Annotated in this window: 20 protein-coding genes and 1 pseudogene; 6 read left to right on the top strand and 15 right to left on the bottom strand. The window is 72.0% G+C overall.

Annotated elements, in window-relative coordinates; translation table 11 throughout:
- Positions 1 to 3 precede the first annotated feature (3 nt).
- From HG542_RS09975 to HG542_RS09945, 7 genes are all read right to left on the bottom strand, one after another.
- On the bottom strand, positions 4 to 1,692 hold the full coding sequence (locus tag HG542_RS09975; RefSeq protein WP_229922536.1) for an ABC transporter ATP-binding protein: 1,689 nt from the start codon (positions 1,690 to 1,692) through the stop codon (positions 4 to 6).
- A gap of 212 nt (positions 1,693 to 1,904) precedes the next feature.
- Positions 1,905 to 2,936: a BMP family lipoprotein gene (locus tag HG542_RS09970; RefSeq protein ID WP_171079792.1), complete on the bottom strand. Its 1,032-nt coding sequence runs from the start codon at positions 2,934 to 2,936 to the stop codon at positions 1,905 to 1,907.
- A 132-nt stretch (positions 2,937 to 3,068) separates the two neighbouring features.
- Positions 3,069 to 4,301, bottom strand: coding sequence for an amidohydrolase (locus HG542_RS09965; protein WP_171079952.1), 1,233 nt, complete (start codon positions 4,299 to 4,301; stop codon positions 3,069 to 3,071).
- Between the two features lie 106 nt (positions 4,302 to 4,407).
- Complete coding sequence (locus tag HG542_RS09960) at positions 4,408 to 5,667, bottom strand: hypothetical protein (protein ID WP_373313102.1); 1,260 nt, start codon at positions 5,665 to 5,667, stop codon at positions 4,408 to 4,410.
- 13 nt (positions 5,668 to 5,680) lie between these two features.
- Positions 5,681 to 6,616 (bottom strand): N-acetylneuraminate synthase family protein, encoded by a 936-nt coding sequence (locus HG542_RS09955; RefSeq protein ID WP_171079790.1) that lies wholly within the window; start codon positions 6,614 to 6,616, stop codon positions 5,681 to 5,683.
- 34 nt (positions 6,617 to 6,650) lie between these two features.
- Positions 6,651 to 7,895: an acylneuraminate cytidylyltransferase gene (locus HG542_RS09950; RefSeq protein WP_171079948.1), complete on the bottom strand. Its 1,245-nt coding sequence runs from the start codon at positions 7,893 to 7,895 to the stop codon at positions 6,651 to 6,653.
- Positions 7,896 to 7,927: 32 nt separating this feature from the next.
- Positions 7,928 to 9,253 (bottom strand): DUF6716 putative glycosyltransferase, encoded by a 1,326-nt coding sequence (locus HG542_RS09945; protein WP_373313103.1) that lies wholly within the window; start codon positions 9,251 to 9,253, stop codon positions 7,928 to 7,930.
- A 187-nt stretch (positions 9,254 to 9,440) separates the two neighbouring features.
- On the opposite strand from HG542_RS09945, the gene HG542_RS09940 reads away from it, so the two are divergent.
- The 3 genes from HG542_RS09940 to HG542_RS09930 are packed head-to-tail and all read left to right on the top strand — an operon-like array spanning position 9,441 to position 12,939.
- Entirely contained in the window at positions 9,441 to 10,418 is a 978-nt protein-coding gene (locus HG542_RS09940; RefSeq protein WP_171079789.1) for a glycosyltransferase family 2 protein, read from the top strand.
- A complete protein-coding gene (locus tag HG542_RS09935) occupies positions 10,418 to 11,812 on the top strand; it encodes a polysialyltransferase family glycosyltransferase (protein WP_171079787.1) in 1,395 nt (464 codons plus the stop codon). The genes HG542_RS09940 and HG542_RS09935 overlap by 1 nt, the downstream gene beginning before the upstream one ends.
- Positions 11,809 to 12,939: an acyltransferase family protein gene (locus HG542_RS09930; RefSeq protein ID WP_171079786.1), complete on the top strand. Its 1,131-nt coding sequence runs from the start codon at positions 11,809 to 11,811 to the stop codon at positions 12,937 to 12,939. The genes HG542_RS09935 and HG542_RS09930 overlap by 4 nt, the downstream gene beginning before the upstream one ends.
- Positions 12,940 to 13,010: 71 nt before the next feature.
- Here the strand turns inward: HG542_RS09930 and HG542_RS09925 are convergent, their stop codons facing one another.
- Positions 13,011 to 13,649, bottom strand: a complete 639-nt coding sequence (locus HG542_RS09925; RefSeq protein ID WP_171079784.1) for a TetR/AcrR family transcriptional regulator C-terminal domain-containing protein — start codon at positions 13,647 to 13,649, stop codon at positions 13,011 to 13,013.
- A gap of 70 nt (positions 13,650 to 13,719) precedes the next feature.
- On the opposite strand from HG542_RS09925, the gene HG542_RS09920 reads away from it, so the two are divergent.
- The gene (locus HG542_RS09920) at positions 13,720 to 15,243 is read left to right on the top strand and encodes an FAD-dependent monooxygenase (protein WP_171079783.1); all 1,524 of its coding nucleotides are present in this window, start codon (positions 13,720 to 13,722) and stop codon (positions 15,241 to 15,243) included.
- A gap of 56 nt (positions 15,244 to 15,299) precedes the next feature.
- Here the strand turns inward: HG542_RS09920 and HG542_RS09915 are convergent, their stop codons facing one another.
- Positions 15,300 to 16,697: a GntP family permease gene (locus HG542_RS09915; RefSeq protein ID WP_171079782.1), complete on the bottom strand. Its 1,398-nt coding sequence runs from the start codon at positions 16,695 to 16,697 to the stop codon at positions 15,300 to 15,302.
- A 54-nt stretch (positions 16,698 to 16,751) separates the two neighbouring features.
- Positions 16,752 to 17,276, bottom strand: a complete 525-nt coding sequence (locus HG542_RS09910; RefSeq protein WP_171079781.1) for a gluconokinase — start codon at positions 17,274 to 17,276, stop codon at positions 16,752 to 16,754.
- Positions 17,277 to 17,372: 96 nt separating this feature from the next.
- Between HG542_RS09910 and HG542_RS09905 the strand changes: the two genes are divergently transcribed.
- Together HG542_RS09905 and HG542_RS09900 are read left to right on the top strand one after the other, a co-directional pair.
- Positions 17,373 to 18,083, top strand: a complete 711-nt coding sequence (locus tag HG542_RS09905; protein WP_171079779.1) for a FadR/GntR family transcriptional regulator — start codon at positions 17,373 to 17,375, stop codon at positions 18,081 to 18,083.
- An 80-nt stretch (positions 18,084 to 18,163) separates the two neighbouring features.
- A complete protein-coding gene (locus HG542_RS09900; protein WP_171079778.1) occupies positions 18,164 to 18,331 on the top strand; it encodes a hypothetical protein in 168 nt (55 codons plus the stop codon).
- Here HG542_RS09900 and HG542_RS09895 read toward each other — a convergent pair.
- The 5 genes and pseudogenes from HG542_RS09895 to HG542_RS09875 form a co-directional block, all read right to left on the bottom strand.
- Positions 18,311 to 19,771 (bottom strand): amidase, encoded by a 1,461-nt coding sequence (locus HG542_RS09895; RefSeq protein WP_171079776.1) that lies wholly within the window; start codon positions 19,769 to 19,771, stop codon positions 18,311 to 18,313. The genes HG542_RS09900 and HG542_RS09895 overlap by 21 nt on opposite strands.
- Positions 19,772 to 19,882: 111 nt before the next feature.
- On the bottom strand, positions 19,883 to 20,278 hold the full coding sequence (locus HG542_RS09890; protein ID WP_171079775.1) for a hypothetical protein: 396 nt from the start codon (positions 20,276 to 20,278) through the stop codon (positions 19,883 to 19,885).
- Positions 20,279 to 20,516: 238 nt separating this feature from the next.
- Entirely contained in the window at positions 20,517 to 20,732 is a 216-nt protein-coding gene (locus HG542_RS09885; RefSeq protein WP_171079773.1) for a hypothetical protein, read from the bottom strand.
- 44 nt (positions 20,733 to 20,776) lie between these two features.
- On the bottom strand, positions 20,777 to 22,420 hold the full coding sequence (locus tag HG542_RS09880; protein WP_171079771.1) for an acyl-CoA mutase large subunit family protein: 1,644 nt from the start codon (positions 22,418 to 22,420) through the stop codon (positions 20,777 to 20,779).
- A 194-nt stretch (positions 22,421 to 22,614) separates the two neighbouring features.
- A pseudogene (locus tag HG542_RS09875) lies at positions 22,615 to 23,246 on the bottom strand (hypothetical protein); the annotation flags it as partial.

Below are 23,246 nucleotides of genomic sequence, written 5' to 3'. Positions count from 1 at the left end.
TCGTCACCGCCTCCGCTTCTTCTTGTTCTTCTTGGACTTGTTGCGGTTGGTGTTCCCGGGCTTCTTGGCCTTCGGGGACGTGCCGGCCTTCCGGGGCTCCGAGGACGCGCCCCGCTCCGGCGGCTTCGGCTTCCCCCCGGACCCCTTCTCGCCCTTCTCGCCCTTCGTGCCCTTCTCGTGGTGTTCGAGGTGGCCGCCGGCGGCGCCGGTCATGGCGGAGCCGAGCTCCTCCGGGGTGATCGTGGCCGGGTCGGCGTCGGCGACCAGGCGGCCGCGGAACATCACCCGCAGGGTGTCGGAGAGCCCGATCAGCTCGTCCAGGTCGGCGGAGATCAGCAGCACGGCCAGGCCCTCGTGGCGCGCCTCGCGGATCTGGTCCCAGATCTGCGCCTGCGCACCGACGTCCACGCCCCGGGTGGGGTGGGCGGCGATGAGGAGCTTGGGCAGGTGGCTCATCTCCCGGCCGACGATCAGCTTCTGCTGGTTGCCGCCGGACAGCGAGGCCGCGGTGACCTCGATGCCGGGCGTGCGCACGTCGAACTCGCGCACGATGCGCTCGGTGTCGGCGCGCGCCGCCTTGGTGTCGATCAGGCCGCGCTTGCTGTTGGGCCGCTCGGTGACGTGGCCGAGGATGCGGTTCTCCCACAGCGGGGCCTCCAGCAGCAGGCCGTGGCGGTGGCGGTCCTCGGGGATGTACCCGATGCCGTCCTCGCGGCGCTTGCGCGTGGGGGCCTTGGTGATGTCCTCGCCGTCCAGGGTCACGGTGCCGGCGTCCGGGGAACGCATGCCCATGATGGCCTCGACGAGCTCGGCCTGGCCGTTCCCCTCGACGCCCGCGAGGCCGAGGACCTCGCCCTTGTGGATGGTGAAGGTGATGCCGTCGAGCACCGCGCGCACGACGCCGTCGGAGTCGGTGGCCGACAGGTGCAGGCCTTCGACGGTGAGCATCGGGATGTCGGTGACCGTGGACTCGCGGGTCTCCGGCGAGGGCAGCTCCTCGCCGACCATCAGCTCGGCGAGCTGCTTGGGCGTGGTCCGGCTGGGGATCGCGGTGCCGACGGTGGTGCCGCGCCGGATGACGGTGATGTCGTCGGCGACGGAGAGCACCTCGCCCAGCTTGTGCGAGATGAAGATGACCGTCAGGCCCTCGGACTTGAGCTCGCGCAGGTTGTCGAAGAGCGCGTCGACCTCCTGGGGGACCAGGACGGCCGTGGGCTCGTCGAGGATCAGCGTGCGCGCGCCGCGGTAGAGGACCTTGAGGATCTCCACGCGCTGGCGGTCGGCGACGCCGAGGTCCTCGACGAGGACGTCGGGGCGCACGCCGAGGCCGTAGGCGTCGGAGATCTCCTTGATCTTCGCGCGGGCCTTGCCGCCGATGCCGTGCAGCTTCTCGGCGCCCAGGACCACGTTCTCCAGGACGGTGAGGTTGTCGGCGAGCATGAAGTGCTGGTGCACCATGCCGATGCCGCGCGCGATGGCGTCGGCGGGGCTGTGCAGGGTGACCTGTTCGCCGTCGAGCGTGATGGTGCCCTCGTCCGGCTTCTGCATGCCGTAGAGGATCTTCATCAGGGTGGACTTGCCGGCGCCGTTCTCGCCGCAGAGGGCGTGGACGGTGCCGCGGCGGACGGTCAGGTGGATGTCGTGGTTGGCCACGACGCCGGGGAACCGCTTGGTGATTCCCGCGAGTTCCACTGCCGGGGCGGTACTGCTGGTTTTTTCGGTGGACGCTTTGATGGCGCACTCTCCTCGGGCAAAGGGAGCGGAGGGCAGGGCAGCAAGGGTTGACGCTATACGGGCCAACAGCGCGCTACGCGCGTAGCGTTGACTCGTGTGTGCGGGCCCGGCGGGAATGTTCCCCCGCCGGGCCCGCGGTGTCCATGGACCGGTCGGGACCGGCCCTCAGATCACGGGGAGGTGCGGACCGTGATCTGGCCGTCCACGATCTTCTTCTTCGCGGCCTCGATCTTGTCCTTGATGTCGTCGATGAAGCCGCCGGAGGTGGCCAGCGAAACGCCGTCGTCCTTCAGCAGGTACTTGTGCTCACCGGTGAGCGGCTTGCCGTCCTTGACGCTCTTGATGAGGTCGTAGACCGCGACGTCCACGTTCTTCACCACGGAGGTGAGGATGGAGTTCTTGTACTGCTCCAGACCCGGCTGCTGGTACTGGTCGGAGTCGACGCCGATCGCCCAGGCACCCTTCTGGCCGGCGACGGCCTCGATCGAACCGTTGCCGGAGAGGCCGGCCGCGGTGTAGATCACGTCGATGCCCGAGTCGAGCATGCCCTTGGCCTTGTCCTTGGCGGCCGCCGGGTCGTTGAAGCCCTTGTCGTTGTTCGGGTACAGGTACTGCGAGGTGACCTGGACGCTGGAGTCCGTGTCCTTCACACCCTGCTCGAAGCCCGCCTGGAACTTCTGGATCAGCGCGTTGTTGACGCCGCCGATGAAGCCGACCTTGTGGTTCTTCGACTTCAGCGCGGCGGCGACACCCGCGAGGTAGGAGCCCTCGTGCTCGCCGAAGGTGATGCTGTCGACGTTGTTGCCGGGGACGACCGAGTCGACGATGCCGAAGGTCGTCTTGGGGTAGTCCTTCGCCACCTTCTCGATCGACTTCGCGTAGTTGAAGCCCACGCCGATGACCGGGTTGTAGCCCGCGTCGGCGAGGGAGGTCAGCCGCTGCTCGCGGTCGGCCTCGGTCTCGCCGTTCTTGGCGGTCATCATCTTGTTGTCGATGCCCATGTCCTTCTTCGCCTTGTCCACACCGCGGGCGGCGGACTCGTTGAAGGAGTGGTCGTCACGGCCGCCGACATCGAAGGCGAGGCCCACACCCTTGCCCGAGCCACCGCTGGACTCGGTCGAGGAAGAACCACAGGCGGAAAGAGTGAATGCGAGAGCCGCGGTGCTGATGCCCGCGACAGTGATTGTGGATACCCGGCGCACAGAGGGGCCCCTTCACTACGAAGCGCCTCCATTGGCGCTGGTTCGCGGGCATCGTAACGCGCGTAGATGCAGATAAAAGGGGTGCTGGCAAGCCGTTATCGATTCGTCGCGAACACTTCTCGACGTGAATGCTCACATTCGGTTGCCATCGAGCAAAGCCGCGGCCGTGAAGAGCTCCACCCCCACCTCGATCGCGCCCTCGTCCACATCGAAATCACCGCAATGCAGGTCACGGCGGGTCGTATCCCCCACCGGGCGGACGCCCAACCGGGCCATCGCGCCGGGGACGTGCTCCAGGTACCAGGAGAAGTCCTCGCCGCCCAGACTCTGCTCGGTGTCCTCCACCGCGTAGCGGCCGCGGCGCGCCGTCATGGCGCGCCGCAGCAGGCCGGTGGCCTCCGGGTCGTTCATCACCGGGGGCACCCCGCGGACGTAGCTGATCTCCGACTTGGCGCGGTGCATCCCGGCGACCTCGTCGACGGCGGCGTGCACCATGTCCGGCGCGTCCCGCCAGGCCTGGATGTCCAGGCAGCGGACCGTGCCGGAGAGCCGCGCGTCCTGCGGGATCACGTTGGGGGCGTGGCCCGCCTCCAGCCGGCCCCAGGTGACGGCGAGGCCCATCCGGGTGTCGATGCGGCGGGCGAGCAGGGCCGGCACGTCGGTGGCCACCCGGGCGGCGGCGGTCACCAGGTCGGTGGTGAGGTGCGGGCGGGCGGTGTGGCCGCCGGGGCCGCTGAGGGTGACCTCCAGGCGGTCGCAGGCGGAGGTGATCGGCCCGACCCGCAGCCCGAGCCGGCCCACTTCGACCTTGGGGTCGCAGTGCACCGCGAGGATCCGGCCCACCCCGTCCAGCGCGCCGGACTCGATGGCGTCGAGCGCGCCGCCCGGCAGCACCTCCTCGGCGGGCTGGAAGATCAGCCGGACCGGGTGCGGCAGCAGCCCCTGCTCGGCGAGCCCGGCGAGGACGAGCCCGGCGCCGAGCACGACGGTGGTGTGCACGTCGTGGCCGCAGGCGTGGCACATGCCGGGGATGGTCGAGCGGTAGGGGACGGTCTTGGTGTCCGGGATGGGCAGTGCGTCGAGGTCGGCGCGCAGCGCCAGGACGGGACGGCCGGAGGCGGCGTACGAGGCGCTGTCCCGCCCGATGTCGCAGACGAGTCCGGTGCCGGTGGTGAGGGTGCGTGGTCTGAGGCCTGCTTTTTCGAGCCGCTCCCGTACCGCCGCGGTGGTGCGGAACTCGCGGTTGCCCAGTTCGGGGTGCATGTGCAAGTCCCGGCGGAAGGCGATCAGTTCGGCGCGCAGCCCGGGGGGCAGCGCGCCGGGCAGCTCGCCCTGGGCGGTGTCGGGGTCGGCTTCGCAGGGCATCAGATGATTCACCCTTGGAAGGTTAGAGCCCCGAATGGGGCAACTACCCATCGATCAAGAAAAGTTCAGCCGCATGGATGGGTTTGCCGAGGGGTATGACCCGTATTTACGGCGTACCTTCGGCGACACACCGCGCGGGTACGGGCATCCGCGGCAGCCGGCGTACCTCGCGGGCGGTGCCGGTGACGCCGGAGAGGAAGCCCTCGGCGCGTGGCGAGGCGTGCTCGGTGAGCCAGTCGGGGTCGATGTCGCACACTGCCACGGTCACACCGGTGCCGGCGAGGGCCAGTGGCAGGGTGTGCACGACGGTGGAGGGGAAGCTGAGCACGGTGCGCCCTATGGGGCCGCGGCGGGCGACGAGTTCGAGCGGCAGCTCGGGGCGGACGACCTCCAGGCCGAGGCCGGTGGCTATCCGGCGCAGCTTGTCGGTGCTCTCGCGGCGGTGGGCGAAGTAGCGGGTGGCGCCGTGGGCCGCGGCCAGCGCGGCGACGGCGGACAGATAGTGCTCGGGGTCCACCACGCCGGTCTCGACCAGATTGGTGCCCACGAGGTCGGTGGTGCGGGTGAGACGGGGCGGGCCGAAGGAGGCGCGGGTCCAGGCGAAGTCGTTGGCGGTGACGGTCACTCCGGGCGGGGCCTCGACGGGCATGGAGGTGAAGATCTCCACGTTCCGGCGGTCGTTCGGGGTGAGCCTCCGGCGCGCGGAAGCGGAGACCGGCGCGAAGAGGATGTCACGCGCCCCGCGTTCGCCCCTGCGATGCCACCTCACCAGCCGTTCCCCGCTGGCGAGTTGGGAGACGAACTCCATGGTGGCCGTGCCGTCGTCCACCACCACCAGCTCCCGGGCGCGGGTGAGGGTCAGCAGCAGCTGCACATAGCGCGAGAACGGGTCGCCGATGACGACGCGGTGCGCCCGGCGCAGCGGCCCGGCGAGCGCGCCGACGGTCTGCACGGGCGCCGCCGGGCCGCCCCGGGCCTCCGTCCACTGCACCCGGTGCCCCTGGTCGCGGGCCAGTTCGGCCATGCGGCGCAACTGGCCGCGGGTCATGGGGTCGTGCGGGGCGAGGATGACGACGAGAACGCCGTGCAGGCCGCCCGCCTCCCCGGCGTCCGGGGGCTCCGTCTCGACGTCCCGGGGTCCGGGCTGCCGGGGCACGCCGTCGGTGCGCTCGCCGGGCCGCCGCGGCGGGCGGCGGGGCGCGCCGAGATGCGCCCATTCGAGGACGTTCAGCAGCTGGACGGGGCTCTCGACGAACGCCAGCGTGCGGGCGGGGTCCTGCGCGCTGCGGGGGCCCCGGAGACGGCGGACGGGAGTGGCCGCCGCCTCCGGGGTGGGGCCTCCGGAAGGCCCCGCGGGAGAGGTCACCGTGGCGCGCCCGTCAGACGGCGACGGGTTCGCGGTCGCCGCCCTCGGCGACGACGCCCGCCACCCGGCGCAGCTTGCGCATCGGACCGAGCTCGCTGTCGTACACCCGCTTCACGCCGTCGCCCAGCGACTCCTCGACCACCCGGATGTCGCGCACCAGCCGCTGCAGGCCGCCGGGTTCGACGGAGGCCGCCTGGTCGGAGCCCCACATGGCGCGGTCGAGGGTGATGTGCCGCTCGACGAAGGCGGCGCCGAGGGCGACCGCGGCGAGGGTGGTCTGCAGGCCCGTCTCGTGACCGGAGTAGCCGATGGGGACGTTGGGGTACTCGGCCTGGAGGGTGTGGATGACGCGCAGGTTGAGCTCGGCGGCCTTGGCCGGGTAGGTCGAGGTGGCGTGGCAGAGCACGATGTTGTCGCTGCCGAGGACCTCGACGGCGTGCCGGATCTGCTTCGGGGTGGACATGCCGGTCGACAGGATCACCGTGCGGCCGGTGGCGCGCAGGGTGCGCAGGAGTTCGTCGTCGGTGAGCGAGGCGGAGGCGACCTTGTGGGCGGGCAGGTCGAACTTCTCCAGGAAGGCGACGGATTCGGTGTCCCAGGGCGAGGCGAACCAGGCGATGCCGCGCTCGCGGCAGTACGAGTCGATCCTGCGGTACTCGTCCTCGCCGAACTCCACCCGGTGGCGGTAGTCGATGTACGTCATCCGGCCCCACGGCGTGTCCCTCTCCAGGGCCCACTGGTCGCGCGGGGTGCAGACCTCGGGGGTTCGCTTCTGGAACTTCACCGCGTCGCAGCCGGCATCGGCGGCGGCGTCGATGAGGGCGAACGCCGTGTCCAGGTCGCCGTTGTGGTTGATGCCGATCTCGCCGGTGACGTAGACGGGGTGGCCGGGTCCGACGGGCCGCTCGCCGAGGAGGCGGGTCCGTGCTGCGGTGCTGGCGGGACTCATGGTGAGGCGGTTCCTTAAGGGGAAGGGGCGGGGGTCAGATTCCTGAGCCGAGTTCGGGGCCGAGAAGCCATGAGGCGATCTCCCGGACGGCACCGCTGCCGCCGGGTGCGGAGGTGACCGCGCGGGCTGCCGCCCGTACGGAGCCATGGGCGTCCGCCACTGCGACGGGCCATCCGACGAGGCCGAAGCAGGGCAGGTCGTTGACGTCGTTGCCGGCGTAGAGCACCCGCTCGGGGGCGATGCCGCGCTCCTCGCACCACTGCTTGAGGGCGTGGTCCTTGTGCGCGCTGCCGTGCACGACGGGGATGCCCAGCTTGCGGCCGCGGGCGGCGACGACGGGGTTGGTCTCGGTGGAGAGGATCAGCAGCTCCAGCCCGGCGCGGCGCAGGGCGGCGACGCCGAGCCCGTCGCCGCGGTGGACGGCGACGAGTTCGCGCCCGTCGGCGTCGATCAGGACGCGGTCGTCGGTCTGGGTGCCGTCGAAGTCGAGGACGACGGCGTCGACGTCGGCACGGGCGGGCCGGCTGTCACCGGCGCCGGGGCCGAACAGCGGTGCGAGGGCCCGGGCCCGGTCGAGGTCGTGCGGCTCGTCGATCTCCAGCACCCGCGCGGCGTCGGTCGGTACGAGCTCGGTGCGCCCGAAGAACCGGTGCCGGGCGGCACGGAACCCGGCGGCACGCATGGCGTAGGCGGCACCGGTCTCCAGCCAGTCCTGGGGGCGGTCCTGGCGGCGGGGGCGGTGGGACGCGTCGTGGTTGACGCCGACGGCACCGCCGGGGGCCTCACGGGGCGGGGCGGCGGGCGGGGCGCCACGGAACGGCTCCGCAACCGGGCCGGAGGCCTCCCGCCACACGAAGCCGTGGAACGGTGCCACCGTCAACGCGCTGTCGGCGCCCTGTTCGACGACCGCGGAGGCGACTGCGTCGACGTCCTCGCCGGTGAGGAACGGGCTCGTGCACTGCACCAGCAGAACCGTGTCCACCGGCGTGCCGTGCGCCGCCTCGTACGCGTCCATCGCGTGCAGCACCGCCGCCTCGCTGGTGGCGGTGTCGCCCGCGAGGGCGTCCGGGCGCCGGACCACCTCCGCGCCCGCCGCGCGGGCCGCGGCGGCGATGGCCGGGTCGTCGGTGGAGACGACGACGTCGGTGACCAGGCGTGCCGCGCGGCAGGCCCGTACCGCGCGGGCGACCAGGGGCACGCCGCCGACCGGGGCGAGGTTCTTGGCGGGCACCCCCTTGGAGCCGCCGCGGGCGGGGACGACGGCCAGGACGGCGGGCATGGTGCGCTCCTCGGAGGGGTTCGGGGTCGGTGTCACAGCTCCCCCAGCCGCCGGATGACGGGGGCCACACGCTGCACCCCGTGCCGGTAGGCGCCGCGGGCGGCGTCGCGGAGGGCGTTGCGGGTGACGCGGCGCAGGGCGTTCTCCGGCCGTTCGGGGGCGGCTCGGCCGGGGAGGGGGCGGCCGCGGGGGTCGAAGCCGTGGCGGGCGAGGATGCCGGGGAGGTATCCGGGGGCGGTGCGCGCGGTGTAGTAGGGGGCGAGCGGCGGGAGTTGGGGTTGTGCGCGGAGGTGTGCGACCCGCTGGCGCGCCGTGGCGAAGGCCTGCTCGTAGGGGACGCCCACGGCGACGCCCTGGCGGGCCGTCCACTCGGGGTCGGGTGCGGGCAGCAGGCCGGCGTCGAGCTCGTCCCAGGAGGCGAGGCAGCCGGAGCCGAGGAAGTGGTGGTTGCCGAGGGGTTCGCGGATGCCGAGGTCGGTGAGGACGGCCGTGGGGACGGCCCGGTGCAGGGACTCCAGGGCGGCGGTGGAGCTGACGGTGACGAGGAGGTCGGTGCGGTCCAGGACGTCGCCCATGTGCCCGTACACCAGGCGGACGTTGGGCGGCAGGCCGCCCTTCAACCGGGCGGCCAGCTTCTGGTACGGGTGTTCCTCGATGTGCGTGGTGTGCTCTCCGGGCTTGCTGCGCAGTTTGACGAGGACCTCGCGGTCCGGGTGCAGCCGGGCGTGCCCGACGGTGCGTTCCAGCAGGTACATGCGGTCGGCACGGCTCTCCGGCACCGAGGGCTGGGCGGCGAACACCACGGTGTACGGGCGGACTTGGCGTCCGGTCCCGTAGGGGTCGCCCCCGAGGAACGGCAGGGCGCACTCGGTGACGCTCTCCGCGCCGGCGCCCGCGCCCGCGTACACGGCACGGAAACGCTCCGCGTCCGCCCGGGAGTTGGCCAGGACCACATCCGCCCCATGCCGCAACAGCAGCCCGTCCGCGAGCTTTTCGTACACGACCCCGACGTAGCCGGTGACCACGACGGGCCGCCGCGCCGCCCCGGCCCACGCGTGCCCGAGCCCGTGCAGCACGGCCTGGACGGCGCCGCCGACGCACGCGAGCACGATCACCTCGTACCGGTCCCGGTCCATGGACCGGACGAACTCGACGCCCGTGACCTCACGCAACACGGCGGCCTCGACGCCGACTTCGGCGAGCTGCCGTACCGTGGGCGTGGCCCGCCCCCGCAGCAGGAACCCGTCCGGCCGGGCGCCGGGCACGAGCCGGTGCGCGGTGAGTGCTCCCCATTTCCATCGCGTGTCGGAGTCCGCGAGCACGGCGACCCGCGGCGGGGATTCGGTACGTGTGGGCACGTCGCCGACGATAGGAATGCATTCCGTTTCGTTGCCCAACGCAGGCGCAACAATCGGTAAACAGCACAACGACGATCGGCAAATCGGTTGACGCGCAGGCCGGGTTCATCGTTCCGACCCGCTTCGTTCACCCGCTCTTCCGGCTGCGGTCAGAGTAAATGCCGGAGCGCCGCCTACCGTTCCGTGAGTGGTCAAGCTCTCCGTCATCGTGCCGTTCTTCAACGTGCAGACATATGCTCCGGACGCGCTGCGCAGCCTGCGTGCGAACGCACGCGAGGACTTCGAATTCATTCTCGTCGACGACTGCTCGACGGACGGGACGCCGGGCATCCTGGAGCGGGCGGCACGCGAACTGCCGGGGGCGGTGCTCGTGCGCCACGAGAGGAACGGCGGGCTCGCCACCGCCCGCAACACGGGCCTGGACCACGCCCGGGGCAGGTACCTGACCTTCCTGGACGGCGACGACTGGCTGGCACCGGGCCACTACCCCCGACTGCTCGCCGAGATCGAGGCGTTGGACGTCGACTTCGTGCGCACCGACCACGTCCAGTGCACCGGCCCCGTCCGCACCGTGCACCGGGTGCCGATCGGCCGTCGCGGGGTCGCGCTGCGGCCGCGCGACGCGATACTCCCGGCCGACCGCTCGACGTCCGTCGACTACGCCTACGCCTGGGCCGGCATCTACCACCGCCGCCTGCTGGACCAAGGGCTCCTGCACTTCAAGCACGGACTGCGCACCGCCGAGGACCGCCCGTGGATCTGGCGCCTGCACCGCGAGGCACAGTCCTTCGCGGTGGCCGGATTGCTGGGCGTTTTCTACCGGCGCGGAATCTCCTCGTCGCTCACACAGATCGGCGACGTACGCCAGCTCGATTTCATTCGCGCTTTCGACCAGGTCATCGACGAGACCTCCCGCGATCCCGCCGCGGAAAAGCTCCTGCCCAAGGCCGTGCGGACGTATTGCGCCATCATTTCCCACCACCTCGGCAGCATCGAACGTTTCGAACCGGCCGTGGCCAAAGCTCTGCGTTCGATGAGTGCAGCAGCAATGAAACGCATGCCGCAGGATCTTCTCAAGGACGCCCTGAATTCCATGGACGACGACCGCGCAGCCCGCCTGCGCCGCCTCCGCCGCCGCCCGGCCCCGGCGGAGGTGGCGGCCTGATGACGGCCACGACACCCGGTGCGGTACACCCCGCAGGGCCGACGCCGCAGCGTCGTACTCAACTGCTTCTCGCCTCGACCCTCTACGGAGCCGCCACACTGGCGGCCGCCCTCGACGCCGGCATGCTCGCGCCCGCCGACCGCCGCCTGTTGGTGGTCTCCAACACGGCTGCCGTACCCGAGACATCTCCCTCTCTGGAAGAGGCCCCCGGCTTCGAGCGGCTGCGCACCCGCTTCGACGCCGTCGTGTCCTGGAACGAGACGATCAGCCCCTTCCACCCCACCGGCTGGTCGCCGCGCCCCGACGACACCCCCCTCTGGGAGCGCCATCTGCGGCTGCTGTGGGGGCTCGGCACCGACGAGGTGACGATCGTCCTGGAGTCGCTCCAGGTCAACCCGGCCATGGCGCTTGCCCAGATGTTCCCCGGCGCCCCGCTCGACGTCTACGCCGACGGCCTGATGAGCTACGGTCCCACGCGCAGCAAGCTCGACCCGCTCATCGGCACCCGCGTGCGCCGCCTGCTGCACCTGGACCTCGTGCCCGGGCTGAAGCCGCTGCTGCTCACGGAGTTCGGCGTCGAGCCGGAGATCGTCCCGGGCGAGGTCTTCGCCAAGGTGCTGGCCGAACTCGCCGACGCGGCCGAGCTGCCGGACGACGCCCCCGAGGGCGCCGCCCTGCTGCTCGGCCAGTACCTGTCGGCGCTCGGCATCCTCACCCCCGAGGAGGAGGAGCGGCTGCACGTGCGGATGCTGCGCGGCGCGGTGCGCCGCGGGCACCGGACGGTGCTCTTCAAGCCCCACCCGTCGGCACCCGCCCGCTGGTCGCGGCTGCTGGAGGAGGAGGCGGACCGGCTCGGCACGCAGCTGACCGTGCTGGACACCCCCGTCCTGGCCGAGACGGTGTACCAGCGGCTGCGGCCGGCGCTGGTCGTCGCCTGCTTCTCGACGGCGCTGTTCACGGCACGGGCCTTCCACGGCCTGCCGGTCGCCCGGTCGGGCACCGAGATGCTGCTGGAGCGGCTCACGCCGTACCAGAACAGCAACCGGGTGCCGGTGACGATCGTCGACGCGCTGCTGCCGGACGTGGACGACGAGACGCCGCCCGTCCCGGACACCGGGGACCTCAACGGGCTGCTGGCGGCAGTCGGTTACTCGATGCAGCCGCAGATCCTCCCCGACCTCCGCCCCGCCGCCGAACGCTATCTCGCGGCCCACCTGACACCCCGCACCCGGCGCTACTTCAAACGGCGCCGCCTCACATCGCTGGGCCTGCCCGGCGCGGTCCCCTCCTCACTCTCCTTCCTGCCGCGCAATCCGACGCTCCGGCGCATGGCACGTCGCGCCCGGGCCGTGAAGCGGCGGCTGACCAAGAAGACGGCGGTGCCCTCCTCATGACAGCCCCCACCGTGCCCGGCCCCCGCCTCACCGAGGCCCAGGCGCCTGCCGCCGGCGCACAGCACGGCAGCGGCGGCGCGGCGGGCCGGCTGCGCGCCCTGGACGGCCTGCGGCTGATCGCCGCGCTCATGGTCGCGCTGTACCACTACGGCGGCCGGGACGGCGAGATCGGTCAGGCGTGGGGCAGGTCGCCGCGCCACGAATTCCCGCACCTGTCGGGCGCGTTCGCCTACGGCTGCCTCGGGGTGCAGATCTTCTTCGTCATCAGCGGCTTCGTCATCTGCATGAGCGGCTGGGGCCGCCCGCTGCGCTCCTTCTTCGCCTCCCGCGTGGCCCGGCTCTACCCCGCCTACTGGGTGGCCATCGCGCTGGTGACGCTCGTGTTCGCGCTGCCGTGGGTGACGTACAAGACGGTCTCGCCCAGCGACACGCTCGTCAACCTGACCATGCTGCAACAGCCGGTCGGCGCCACGCGGGTGCTCGGCGTGTGCTGGACGCTCTGGGCCGAACTGCGCTTCTACGCGCTCTTCGCCCTGTGCGTCGTCCTGCCCGGGGCCACGCGCCACCGGGTCGTGCTGTTCTGCGCCGGGTGGACCCTGGCGACGGTGATCACCACGGCCTCCCATCTGGAGGTGCTGCGCGTGGTGTTCATGCCGGAGTACTCGGCGTACTTCATCGGCGGCATCGGCCTGTACCTCGTCCACCGCTTCGGGCACGACGCGCTGGCCTGGGGCATCGTCGCGATGAGCTTCCTGGTCGGGCAGCACTACGCGGTGGCGGGGCTGTGGCACCCGCCGAACCCGCACTATTTCTCGTACCGTTCGGCCTACGTCATCATCGCCGTGCTGGCGCTGGGCTACGCGGCCGTGGCACTGATCGCCCTGGGCAAGGTGCGCTGGGCGAACTGGAGCTGGCTGCCGTTCGCGGGGGCGCTGACCTATCCGTTCTACCTGGTGCACGAGCACCTGGGGTGGGTGGTGATCGGCGTACTGCACCGCAGGCTCGGCCTGCCGTCGGCGGCGGTGTTCGTGATGACGATCGGGGTGATGCTGGTACTGGCGTGGCTGATGCACCGCGTGGTGGAGCGCCGGCTGACACCGCTGCTGCGCAGGGCCCTGGCTCCGTAAGGGGGGCGCCCCGTAAGGGGCGTGGGAAACTGCGCGAACAACCCCCACCGGCCCGCATCCGAAAATCCGCCCTACACCAGGGTGGCCTCAACCCCCGCTATGACGGCAGTCAGCCCGGCTTCGAACCCCGCATCCAGGTCGCCGAACAGCTCCTCCCCCGCCTCGAACGACAACGGGTGCCGCCCGTCCAGCCGCTTGGCCCGCTGTTCGGGCTCGAACTCCGGATCCCGCGGCCCGCCGGGCACGGGGTGCACGGACTGCTCCTCCATCACGTATCCCATGGTGTACGTCTGCACCGTGAACCAGGCGCGGGCCGCGGCCTGCGTCGAGAAGCCCGCGTCGACGAGGGTGCGCAGGGTGCCCTCCAGCGGGCCGGCGTAGGTGCCGTCGGTGAAACGGGTGCCGCCGAACACCTTGGCGCCGTCGCGGTAGCGGAGCAGGAAGCGCCGCATCTCGCGGGCACCGACGGCCACGCACTCCTGCCAGGTGCCGCCGTCACCGGAGCGCATGGGCCCGGCCATGCGGCGCATCATCTCCGTCGCCACCTCGTCGAGCAGCTCCTGCTTGTTCTTGAAGTGCCAGTACAGGGCGGGTGCCTGGACGTCGAGCTCCTTGGCGATCCGGCGCAGGGTGAGACCTTCGAGACCCACGTCGTTCAGCAACCGGAGTGCGGTGTCGGCCACTTGGGCCCGGTCGATTCGCGTTGCCACCTTGACAGCTTAACGCTGTTCAGTTCAGTCTGATAGTGCAGCGAACTTAACATCGTTAAGGGGGGTTTCCGTGACGAACACGGACGTCGAGGTGTTGATCGCGGGCGCAGGCCCGACCGGCCTGGTCCTGGCCATCGAACTGCAGCGGCGCGGCATCCGGCACCGGCTGGTGGAGCGCGCCGAGCGCGGATTCCCGGGCTCGCGCGGGATGGGCATCCAGCCGCGCACGCAGGAGGTGTTCGACGACCTGGGGGTGATCGGCGCCATCACGGCCGCGGGCGGGCCGTGCCCGCCGGTGCAGACCTGGGAGGGGCCGGAGCGGATCCGCACATGGGATCTGGTGGAACGGGCCGAGCCCTCACCGGCCGTCCCGTACCCCGAGATCCTGATGGTGCCGCAGTGGCGGACGGTGGAGGAGCTGTACGCGCGGCTCGAAGAGCTGGGCGGCACGGCCGACTTCAGCACCGGGCTGGCGGACTTCACGCAGGACGCGGACGGTGTGACGGCGACACTGCTCGGTGCCGACGGTTCGGCGGAGACGGTCCGCGCGGCATATCTGGTCGGTACGGACGGCGGCCGCAGCACGGTGCGCAGGGCGCTGGGCACGGCCTTCGCCGGCGAGCAGGTCGACGAAACGGCCGCGCTGATCGTGGACTTGACGCTGGAGGGCGAGCTCGACCGCGACCACTGGCACATGTGGCCGGCGGCGGAGGACGGCTTCATCGCCCTGCGGGGCCTGGAGGGCACGGAGGCGTTCCAGCTCCTCATCCGTTTCAAGGACCCGGCCTTCGACCCCGACGTGGCGCGCGACGCCACGCCGGAGGCCCTGACCCGCACGATCGCCCGCCGCACGGGCCTGCCGGACCTGCGGGTGACCGAAGTGAGCTGGGCCTCGGTCTACCGGCCGCGGGCCGCCATGGCGGAGCGCTTCCGCACCGGCCGCGTCTTCCTCGCGGGGGACGCCGCCCACATCCACTCCCCCGCGGGCGGCCAGGGCCTCAACACCAGTGTCCAGGACGCGTACAACCTGGGCTGGAAGCTGGCCGCGGTGCTGCGGGGAGGCGCACCGGACGCCCTGCTCGACACCTATGACGAGGAGCGGGCGCGGGTGGCGGCGGACGTCCTGGGCCTGAGCACGCGCCAGCACCACAAGGACCGCTCCACGACCGCCGACGGCCTCAGCCGCCGCGGCAGCGAGATGCACCAACTGGACCTGAACTACCGGGAGAGCGCGCTGTCCCGGGAGCACCGCGACGCCGTCCCGGACGACGCCCTCCATGCCGGCGACCGCGCTCCCGACGCCCCCTGCCGCAACGGCTCGGGCGAGGTCTTCCGCCTCTTCGACGCCTTCAGGGGCCCGCACTTCACACTGCTGGACCTGTCGGGAACGGGGGCGATACCGGCTGCCGCCGAGGTGCCCGGCGTCCGCATCTACCGCATAGGCGGCCCGGCCCCGGACCTCTTCGACCGGGAGGGCCACGCCAAGTCGGCTTACGGCTCGGGGCTGTTTCTGATCCGCCCGGACGGGTATGTCGCGGTCGCGACGGACGAACCGGCGGACGTGGAGCGGTACTTGGCGGAGGTGATGGGGTAACGGCAGCGGGGCCCCGGACGGGGCCCCACACCTCCTGTGCCACCGGGGCCCGGCCCCTACACCACCACCGACAGCAGCATCACGAACCCCAGCCCCACCACCGAGATCAGCGTTTCCATCAGCGACCACGTCTTGAGCGTCTGTCCCACGCTCATGCCGAAGTATTCCTTCACCATCCAGAACCCCGCGTCGTTGACGTGGGAGAAGAACAGCGACCCGGCGCCGACGGCCAGGACCAGCAGGGCCGTGTGCGTGGTGCTCATATCGGCGGCCAGCGGGGCGACCAGGCCGGCGGCCGAGATGGTGGCCACCGTGGCCGAGCCGGTCGCCAGCCGGATGCCGACCGCGATCAGCCAGGCCAGCAGGAGGGCCGACACCGACCAGTCCTTGGAGAAGTCCAGGATCATCCGTCCGACACCGACGTCGATCAGCGTCTGCTTGAAGCCGCCTCCCGCACCCACGATCAGGAGGATCCCCGCAATGGGCCCGAGGGACTTCTCCACGGTCCCGGCGATCCGGTCGCGCCCGAAGCCGGCGGCGCGGCCCAGCGTGACCATGCCGACCAGCACGGCCGCGAGCAGGGCGATCAGCGGCGAGCCGACGACGTCCGCGACGCGCTGCACATGGTTCTTGGGGTCGTCCACGACGACGTCCACCAGGGCCTTGCCCAGCATCAGCGCCACGGGCAGCAGCACCGTCCCGACGGTGACCGCGAACCCGGGGCGCCGCTCCAGGTCCTCGGAGGGGCGCTGCGGGATCAGCTTCTCCGGCGGGGCGATGTCGACCCACCGGGCCGCGTACCGGGAGAACAGCGGCCCCGCGATCACGGCCGTGGGCACCGCGATCAGCGCGCCCAGGGCCAGGGTCACACCGAGGTCGGCGTGGATGGCGTCGACGGCGGCCAGCGGCCCGGGATGCGGGGGCACCAGCCCGTGCATCACGGAGAGGCCCGCCAGTGCGGGGATCCCGACCCGCATCAGCGAGTGCCCGCCCCGCTTGGCGACCAGCAGCACCACGGGGATCAGCAGCACGATGCCGACCTCGAAGAACAGCGGCAGGCCGATGACCCCGGCGATCAGCACGATCGCCCAGGGCATCGAACTCCGGCTCGCGCGGCCGAGGATGGTGTCCACGATCTGGTCCGCGCCGCCGGAGTCGGCGAGCAGCCGGCCGAGTATCGCGCCCAGCGCGATGAGCACGCCGACACCGGCGACGGTGGAGCCGAGCCCGGCCGAGAAGCTGGCGATGGCCTTGTCCAGCGGGGCACCCGCCACCGCGCCGAGGACGAGCGAACCGATCGTCAGCGACAGGAAGGCGTGCAGTTTGAGGCGGCTGATGAGAAGGACGATGACGGCGATGCCGACGAGAACGGCGATGCCCAGCTGTGCGTGTCCCGCCGAGGTGATCGGGGCGGGTGCGTCCGCGGCCAGCATCTCGACGCTGAGAGTGCTCACGGGGCTTTCCTAGGGGGGAAGTTGAGGGGGATGGAGGGGGGGTGGAAGGTACGGTCAGAGGCGCCGCAGGGCGGCGGCCGCCCGCTCGGCGATGACGGCCGCTTCGGGCGCGACATCAACGGTGATGCCTGCCTCGTCGGCCCCGAGCGGTTCGAGGGTGGCGAACTGGGAGTCCAGCAGCCGGGTGGTCATGAAGTGGCCCTTGCGGGCGGCCATCCGGCCGGCGATCAGCTCGCGGTCGCCGGCGAGGTGGAGGAAGACGAGCCCGGGGGCCGCGGCCCGCAGCCGGTCGCGGTACGCGCGCTTGAGCGCCGAGCAGCTGACCACGCCGCCCAGCCCGGCCCGCCCGCGCGCCCAGTCGCCGATGGCGTCGAGCCAGGGGGCGCGGTCGGTGTCGTCCAGCGGAATCCCGGCCGACATCTTGGCGATGTTGGCGGCCGGGTGGAAGTCGTCGCCCTCGGCATAGGGCACACCGAGTGCCTCCGCCACGAGGGGCCCGACCGTGGTCTTGCCCGTTCCTGCCACGCCCATCACCACGATGACGCGGGGTTCCGTCCGGGGTTCCGTCTCCGTCGACATGGAGGACACTGAACTTTATGAGTACGACGTATTCAAGACACTGTGACGTAAACGTCATACTTAATCGTCCGGGAGCCCGGCCCGTAGGCTGATCCCATGAGCAAGCAGGGACAGGGAGGCCAGGGACTGCACGCGCGCGTGCTGGACTCCCTCGGACCCGCGATCACGGCGGGCGACTACCCGCCGGGCACGGTGCTGCGCACGGACGAGCTGGAGAGGCGGTTCGACGTCTCGCGCACGGTGGTGCGCGAGGTGATACGCGTCCTGGAGTCCATGAGCCTGGTCGCCTCCCGGCGCCGGGTCGGCGTGACCGTCCTGCCGGCCGACGAGTGGAACGTCTACGACCCCCAGGTGATCCGCTGGCGGCTGGCCGGCCCCGACCGCCCCCGCCAGCTCCGCTCCCTCACCGTGCTGCGCTCGGCCGTCGAACCGGTGGCCGCGGGCCTCGCGGCCCGTCTCGCCACGCCCGGGCAGTGCGCCGAACTCACCGAGCACGCCCTCGGGATGGTCGCCACCTCGCGCGGCCAGCAGCTGGAGCGCTACCTGGTGCACGACATCGCCTTCCACCGCGTGATCCTCCGCGCCTCCGGCAACGAGATGTTCGCGCGCCTGGGCGACGTGGTGGCCGAGGTCCTCACGGGCCGCACCCACCACCATGTGATGTTCACGGACCCCGACCCGGCGGCGGTCACCCTGCACGTCAGGGTGGCGGAGGCAGTACGGGAACGGGACGCGGAGGCCGCGGAGCGGCTGACGCGGGAGATTGCGACGGGCGCGATGGCGGAGCTGGACGTCCTGGCGCCATAGCGGGGCCGGACGGGGTCACTTGCCCCATCCGGCCCACGTCACCCACGCACCGCCAACCCCCCATCCGTACCCTCAGTCCCATGCGCCACCAGAACCGCTTCACGCGCCCTGCGCGCCCCGCGCGCCAGCGCTACGGCAAACGCTGGGTGTACCACCGCAGCAACCCCAAGGGTCTCGCCCTCGTGATCCTCATCCCGCTCGCCGCCGTCGCGGCCCTGCTGCTGATCTCAAGCGGCGCGCCCCGCTGAGACCGGGTCCGCGGCCCGCCCGGCACCGCCGGGCCACCGCTCGTCCCACCGCTGCTCCGCCTCCAACTGCGCCGCCAGCGACACCAGCACCGGTTCCCCGCCCGCCGGACCGAGCAGCTGGGCGCCCATCGGCAGCCCGCCCTCCGTGAACCCCGACGGCACGCTCACCCCCGGCCACCCCAGCACGTTCCACGGCCAGGCGTACGGACACGCCGCGGTCATCGCGGCATCCGTGTCACGGGTGTTGAGCCCCGCGAGATCGCCGGTGCGCAGCGGCGGCACCGCCGTCGTCGGCGTGAGCAGGACGTCGTACCGCCCGAACATCTCCCCCACCCGGCGCCGCAGCGGCGCCTCGGCCGCCCGCGCCAGCCGCAGCAGCCCGGCCGCGTCCAGCAGCCGGCCGCTCCGCGCGGTGGCCCGTGTCCGGGGGTCGAGCAGCGCCGGATCGGGCACCTGCAGCGCCAGGTCCCGCACTCCCGCCATGGCCCGCGGCAGGAAGGTCAGTCCGATCGGCCCGTAGGCGATCTCCTCCTCCACCACCTCGTGCCCCAGCGCCTCCAGCCGTTCGGCCGTGCGCACCGTCGCCTCGCGCACGGCGGGCGAGAGCCAGTGCCGCACGGCGGCGAAGGCGGGCCGCAGGGAGAGCGCGATCCGCAGCCGCCCCGGCTCGCGCCGGGCGGCCGCCTCGACGTCGACGGCCCGCGGCCGGTGCACGTCCCCGGCGTGCGAGCCGCTCACCGCCTGCAGCAGCAGCGCCGCATCGGCGACCGTCCGCGCCAGCGGCCCGTGCACGGTGATGCCGTGGAACGCCTCGCGCTCGGGCCAGGTGGAGATCCGCCCCCGCTGCGGCTTGATCCCGACGAGGTGCGTCCACGCGGCCGGGATCCGGACCGAGCCGGCTCCGTCCGACCCCAGCGCCCCCGCGACGAGCCCGGCGGCGACGGCCGCGGCCGACCCTCCGGAGGACCCGCCGGGCGTGTGCTCCGGGCTCCACGGGTTGCGCGTGACCCCGAACGCGGGCCCGTCGGTGACGGGCCACTGCCCCAGTTCGGGGGTATTGGTCTTGCCGACGATCACGGCCCCCGCGGCCCGCAGCCGGCGCACGGCCTCGCTGTCGGCGTGCTGCGGCGGAAAGTCGCCCGGACACCCGAAGGCGGTCGGCTCCCCGGCCACGTCCATGTCGTCCTTGACGGCGACGGGCACCCCCAGCAGCGGTCTGCGCTCCCCCGCCGCCAGCAGCCGGTCGGCCTCGTCGGCCTCCTCCAGTGCGGCCTCCGCCCGCACGCGCCGGAACGCGTTGAGCGTCGGCTGCGTCGCCGCGATCCGGCGCAACGAGCGCTCGACGAGCTCGCGGGAGGTGACGTCGCCGGAGGCGAGGGCACGCACCTGGTCGCCGAGCCTGTCGAGTCCGTCGAGTCCGTCCGGCCTCTCTGCCTTCAACCCTGTCTCACGAATCACACGATCCCCCTTCGTGTTCTCGAACACAGGTTACTGGTACGGCAGTTGACGAGGTAACGGTGAAAACGGCCAGGTACGGCCCCGCGCGGCCCGTCAGCCGCAGTCGCTCACCATCGAGCCGACCGGTGCGCCGCTCAGCTCCTTCGCCCCGAAGCCGTCGATCTCCTGCTCGGAACCGGCGAAGTGTGTCCGGTCGTTGAGGCGCACGATGCAGCCGAAGTCGTCCGGGATGGGGTTGTACGCCGAGCGGGGCGTGATCACGGGGTCGAGGGCGTCGACCTCGGGGAAGGTGAAACCGTTCTTGGTGACCTTGGCGTCGACCCGGTAGAGGATCTTCCCGGTCTGGTGCGCGCCGCTGAAGAGGCAGAACTCGCCCTTGTGGCACGTGGTTGCCGTCGATTCGGCAGCGGTGGCGGCGGGGGCCGCGGAGGCGGTGAGGCCTATGGCCGTCATGGCGGCCAGACCGAGGCGTAACGCGCGTCGCGACATGGTGACTCCTTGGATCGGAAACGGATGGTCACATTCTGCACCCGGCCCCCTACTCAAGATCAACACCCGGCCGGCCATCTTGACGGTTTCAAGTCGTTCGGATCGGGGGGGCTGTCCCCGCCCTCAGGGAAAAGGTCTGCCGGATGGGCAAGTGCCCACCGCGCCGTCAGCCGGTTCCTGGCGGACGGGGAGCGGCCGGCCGGTGACGTCCTCTGTCCCAAGAGCCGGCCCCAAACAGTCAGAACAGTTGCTGCTGTCCTGCCATCGGCGGTTCCTCCGGGTCGAACAGCCTCGGTTCCGTCGACAGCAGCGGGGCCGAGCGGCGCGAGCCGGGGCAGGAGGTCAGTTCGTAGGAGACGACACGGCGGCCGGGCGGGTCGTGACGGGCGAAGCGGCCGCCGACGACGGCGATCTCGCGGGTGCAAACGGGGCAGGCCCGGCGGGGAGAGGACATCTCACCAGTGTGACCCACCCGCGGAAGGCCCGGGACCGCGGGCGTCAGACCGACTCGCCCGGGGTGTACGCACCCCACACCTCGCGCAGCGCCCCGCACACCTCGCCGACGGTGGCGCGGGCGCGCAGGGCGTCCTTCATGGGGTGGAGGACATTCGGCTTCGGCTGCTTCCCCTTTCCCTTCCCCTCCGCCGCCTTGCGCAGCTCGCCCAGCGCCGTGGTCACCGCCTTGCCGTCCCGTTCCGCGCGCAGCCGCTCCAGGCCCTCGCGCTGCCGGGCCTCGATCGCCGGGTCCACGCGCAGCGGGACGTACGGTTCCTCCTCGTCCAGGCGGAACCGGTTGACGCCCACGACCACCCGGTCTCCGCTGTCCGTCTGCTGCGCGATCCGGTACGCGTTGCGCTCGATCTCGTTCTTCTGGAATCCGCGCTCGATCGCGGCGACGGCGCCGCCGAGCGACTCCACCTCGTCCATGAGTTCCAGGGCCGCGCTCTCGATGTCGTCCGTCATCGACTCGATCGCGTACGAACCGGCGAACGGGTCGACGGTCGCCGTCACATCGGTCTCGTGGGCCAGCACCTGCTGCGTGCGCAGGGCGAGCCGGGCGGCCTTGGCCGTGGGCAGGGCGATGGCCTCGTCGAAGGAGTTGGTGTGCAGGGACTGCGTGCCGCCGAGCACCGCGGCCAGGGCCTGGACGGTGACGCGGACCAGGTTCGTCTCCGGCTGCTGCGCGGTCAGCTGCACGCCCGCCGTCTGTGTGTGGAAGCGCAGCATCTGCGACTTGGGGTTCCTCGCCCCGAACTCCTCGCGCATCAGCCGGGCCCACATGCGGCGCGCCGCACGGAACTTGGCGACCTCCTCCAGCAGCGTGGTGCGCGCGACGAAGAAGAAGGACAGGCGCGGGGCGAAGTCGTCGACGTCCATGCCGGCCGCCACGGCCGCGCGGACGTACTCGACGCCGTCGGCGAGGGTGAAGGCGATTTCCTGCACGGGCGAGGCACCGGCCTCGGCCATGTGGTAGCCGGATACGGAGATGCTGTTCCAACGGGGCAGCTCCGCCTGGCAGTAGCGGAAGATGTCGGCGGTCAGGCGCAGCGAGGGGGCGGGCGGGAAGATATAGGTGCCGCGGGCGATGTACTCCTTGAGGACATCGTTCTGGACGGTGCCGGTGAGGCGGTCGCCGGGGACGCCCTGCTCCTCGGCGACGAGCTGGTAGAGCAACAGCAGCAGCGCGGCAGGGGCGTTGATGGTCATCGACGTCGACACCTCGCCGAGCGGGATGCCGTCGAAGAGGACGCGCATGTCGTCGACGGAGTCGACGGCCACGCCCACCCGGCCCACTTCGCCGCGGGCGAGCGGCGCGTCCGAGTCGTACCCCATCTGCGTCGGCAGGTCGAAGGCGACGGACAGTCCGGTGGTGCCGTGGGCGATGAGCTGCCGGTAGCGGGCGTTGGACTCGGCGGCGGTGCCGAAGCCGGCGTACTGGCGCATGGTCCAGGGGCGGCCGGTGTACATGGTGCGGTGGACGCCGCGGGTGTAGGGGTACGCGCCGGGTTCGCCCAACTGCTTCCCGGGGTCCCAGGACGCGAGGTCCTGCGGGCCGTAGACCGGCTCGACCGGCAGTCCGGACTCGCTCAGGCGGGACGTGTCCTCGACCGACTCGAGCGCCGACTCGGATTCGTGTGCCATGGCTTCACTCCTCCCACAGCCACTGTAGGCGCGGGCGTCCCGTGCGGCGCCGGGACACGAGGACATGCGAAGGGGAGGAGGGGGGGCGCGGGCAGGACCGGGGGAAGAGTCCCGCCCGCGCCACATGCGCGGAGCCGACGGTATGGGGGGAACTCCGGCTCCTGCGCTCTGCCGATGACCAGTCGGCTCATTCTCTACAGCGCCAGGGGCTCCGAAAACGTCACACCCGGCGTCCGGGAGAGGTCCGGGAGCCCGACGAGCGGGTGCGGGACGGAGCGCAGGGGGTTGTGCAGGCCGCTGTTCCCCTGGGTGTCCTCGCCCTGGTCGTCGGAGCCGCCACCACTGGTGGAGGTGCCCAGCACGTGGTCGCAGTAGGCACGCACGGCGGCGCCGCCCGCGGCGCGCTCCAGGGCGCTCAGGGTGTCGTTGTCGACGCCCTTGCCGCTGTTGCGCCGGGTGGCGTCCACGTAGTCGCGGCACAGCTTGGCGATCACGGCCGGGTGGCCGTCGTCGCCCTTGCGGCCGTCGTCCTTGCCGGGATCCCGGTCCTGTGCCGGGGGCGTGGGCGTCGGGGTGACGGTGCCGGGCGCGGCGTCGGGCGCGGTGCTGCCCGTACCGGGGACGGGCGTGGCGCTGCCGGGGGCCGACGGTGCCGTGCTGCGGCCGTGCCCGTCGCCGGCGGTGCCGTGCGACGGGCCGGTGCGGGGTGCGCCGGTGGCGGGGGCGCCGGTCTCGGTGTCGCTGTCGGCCACCACGCTCGTGGCGGGCGCCGGTTCGCGGCCGCCGCGCCCGAAGGGGGCGGGCAGGACGCCGGTGCCGGCCGCCA

It is taken from the genome of Streptomyces morookaense, from assembly GCF_013030945.1.
Classification (GTDB): Bacteria; Actinomycetota; Actinomycetes; order Streptomycetales; family Streptomycetaceae; genus Streptomyces; species Streptomyces morookaensis.
The sequence above is the reverse complement of the archived record's forward strand: the minus strand, read 5'-3'. Positions and strand labels throughout refer to the sequence as shown.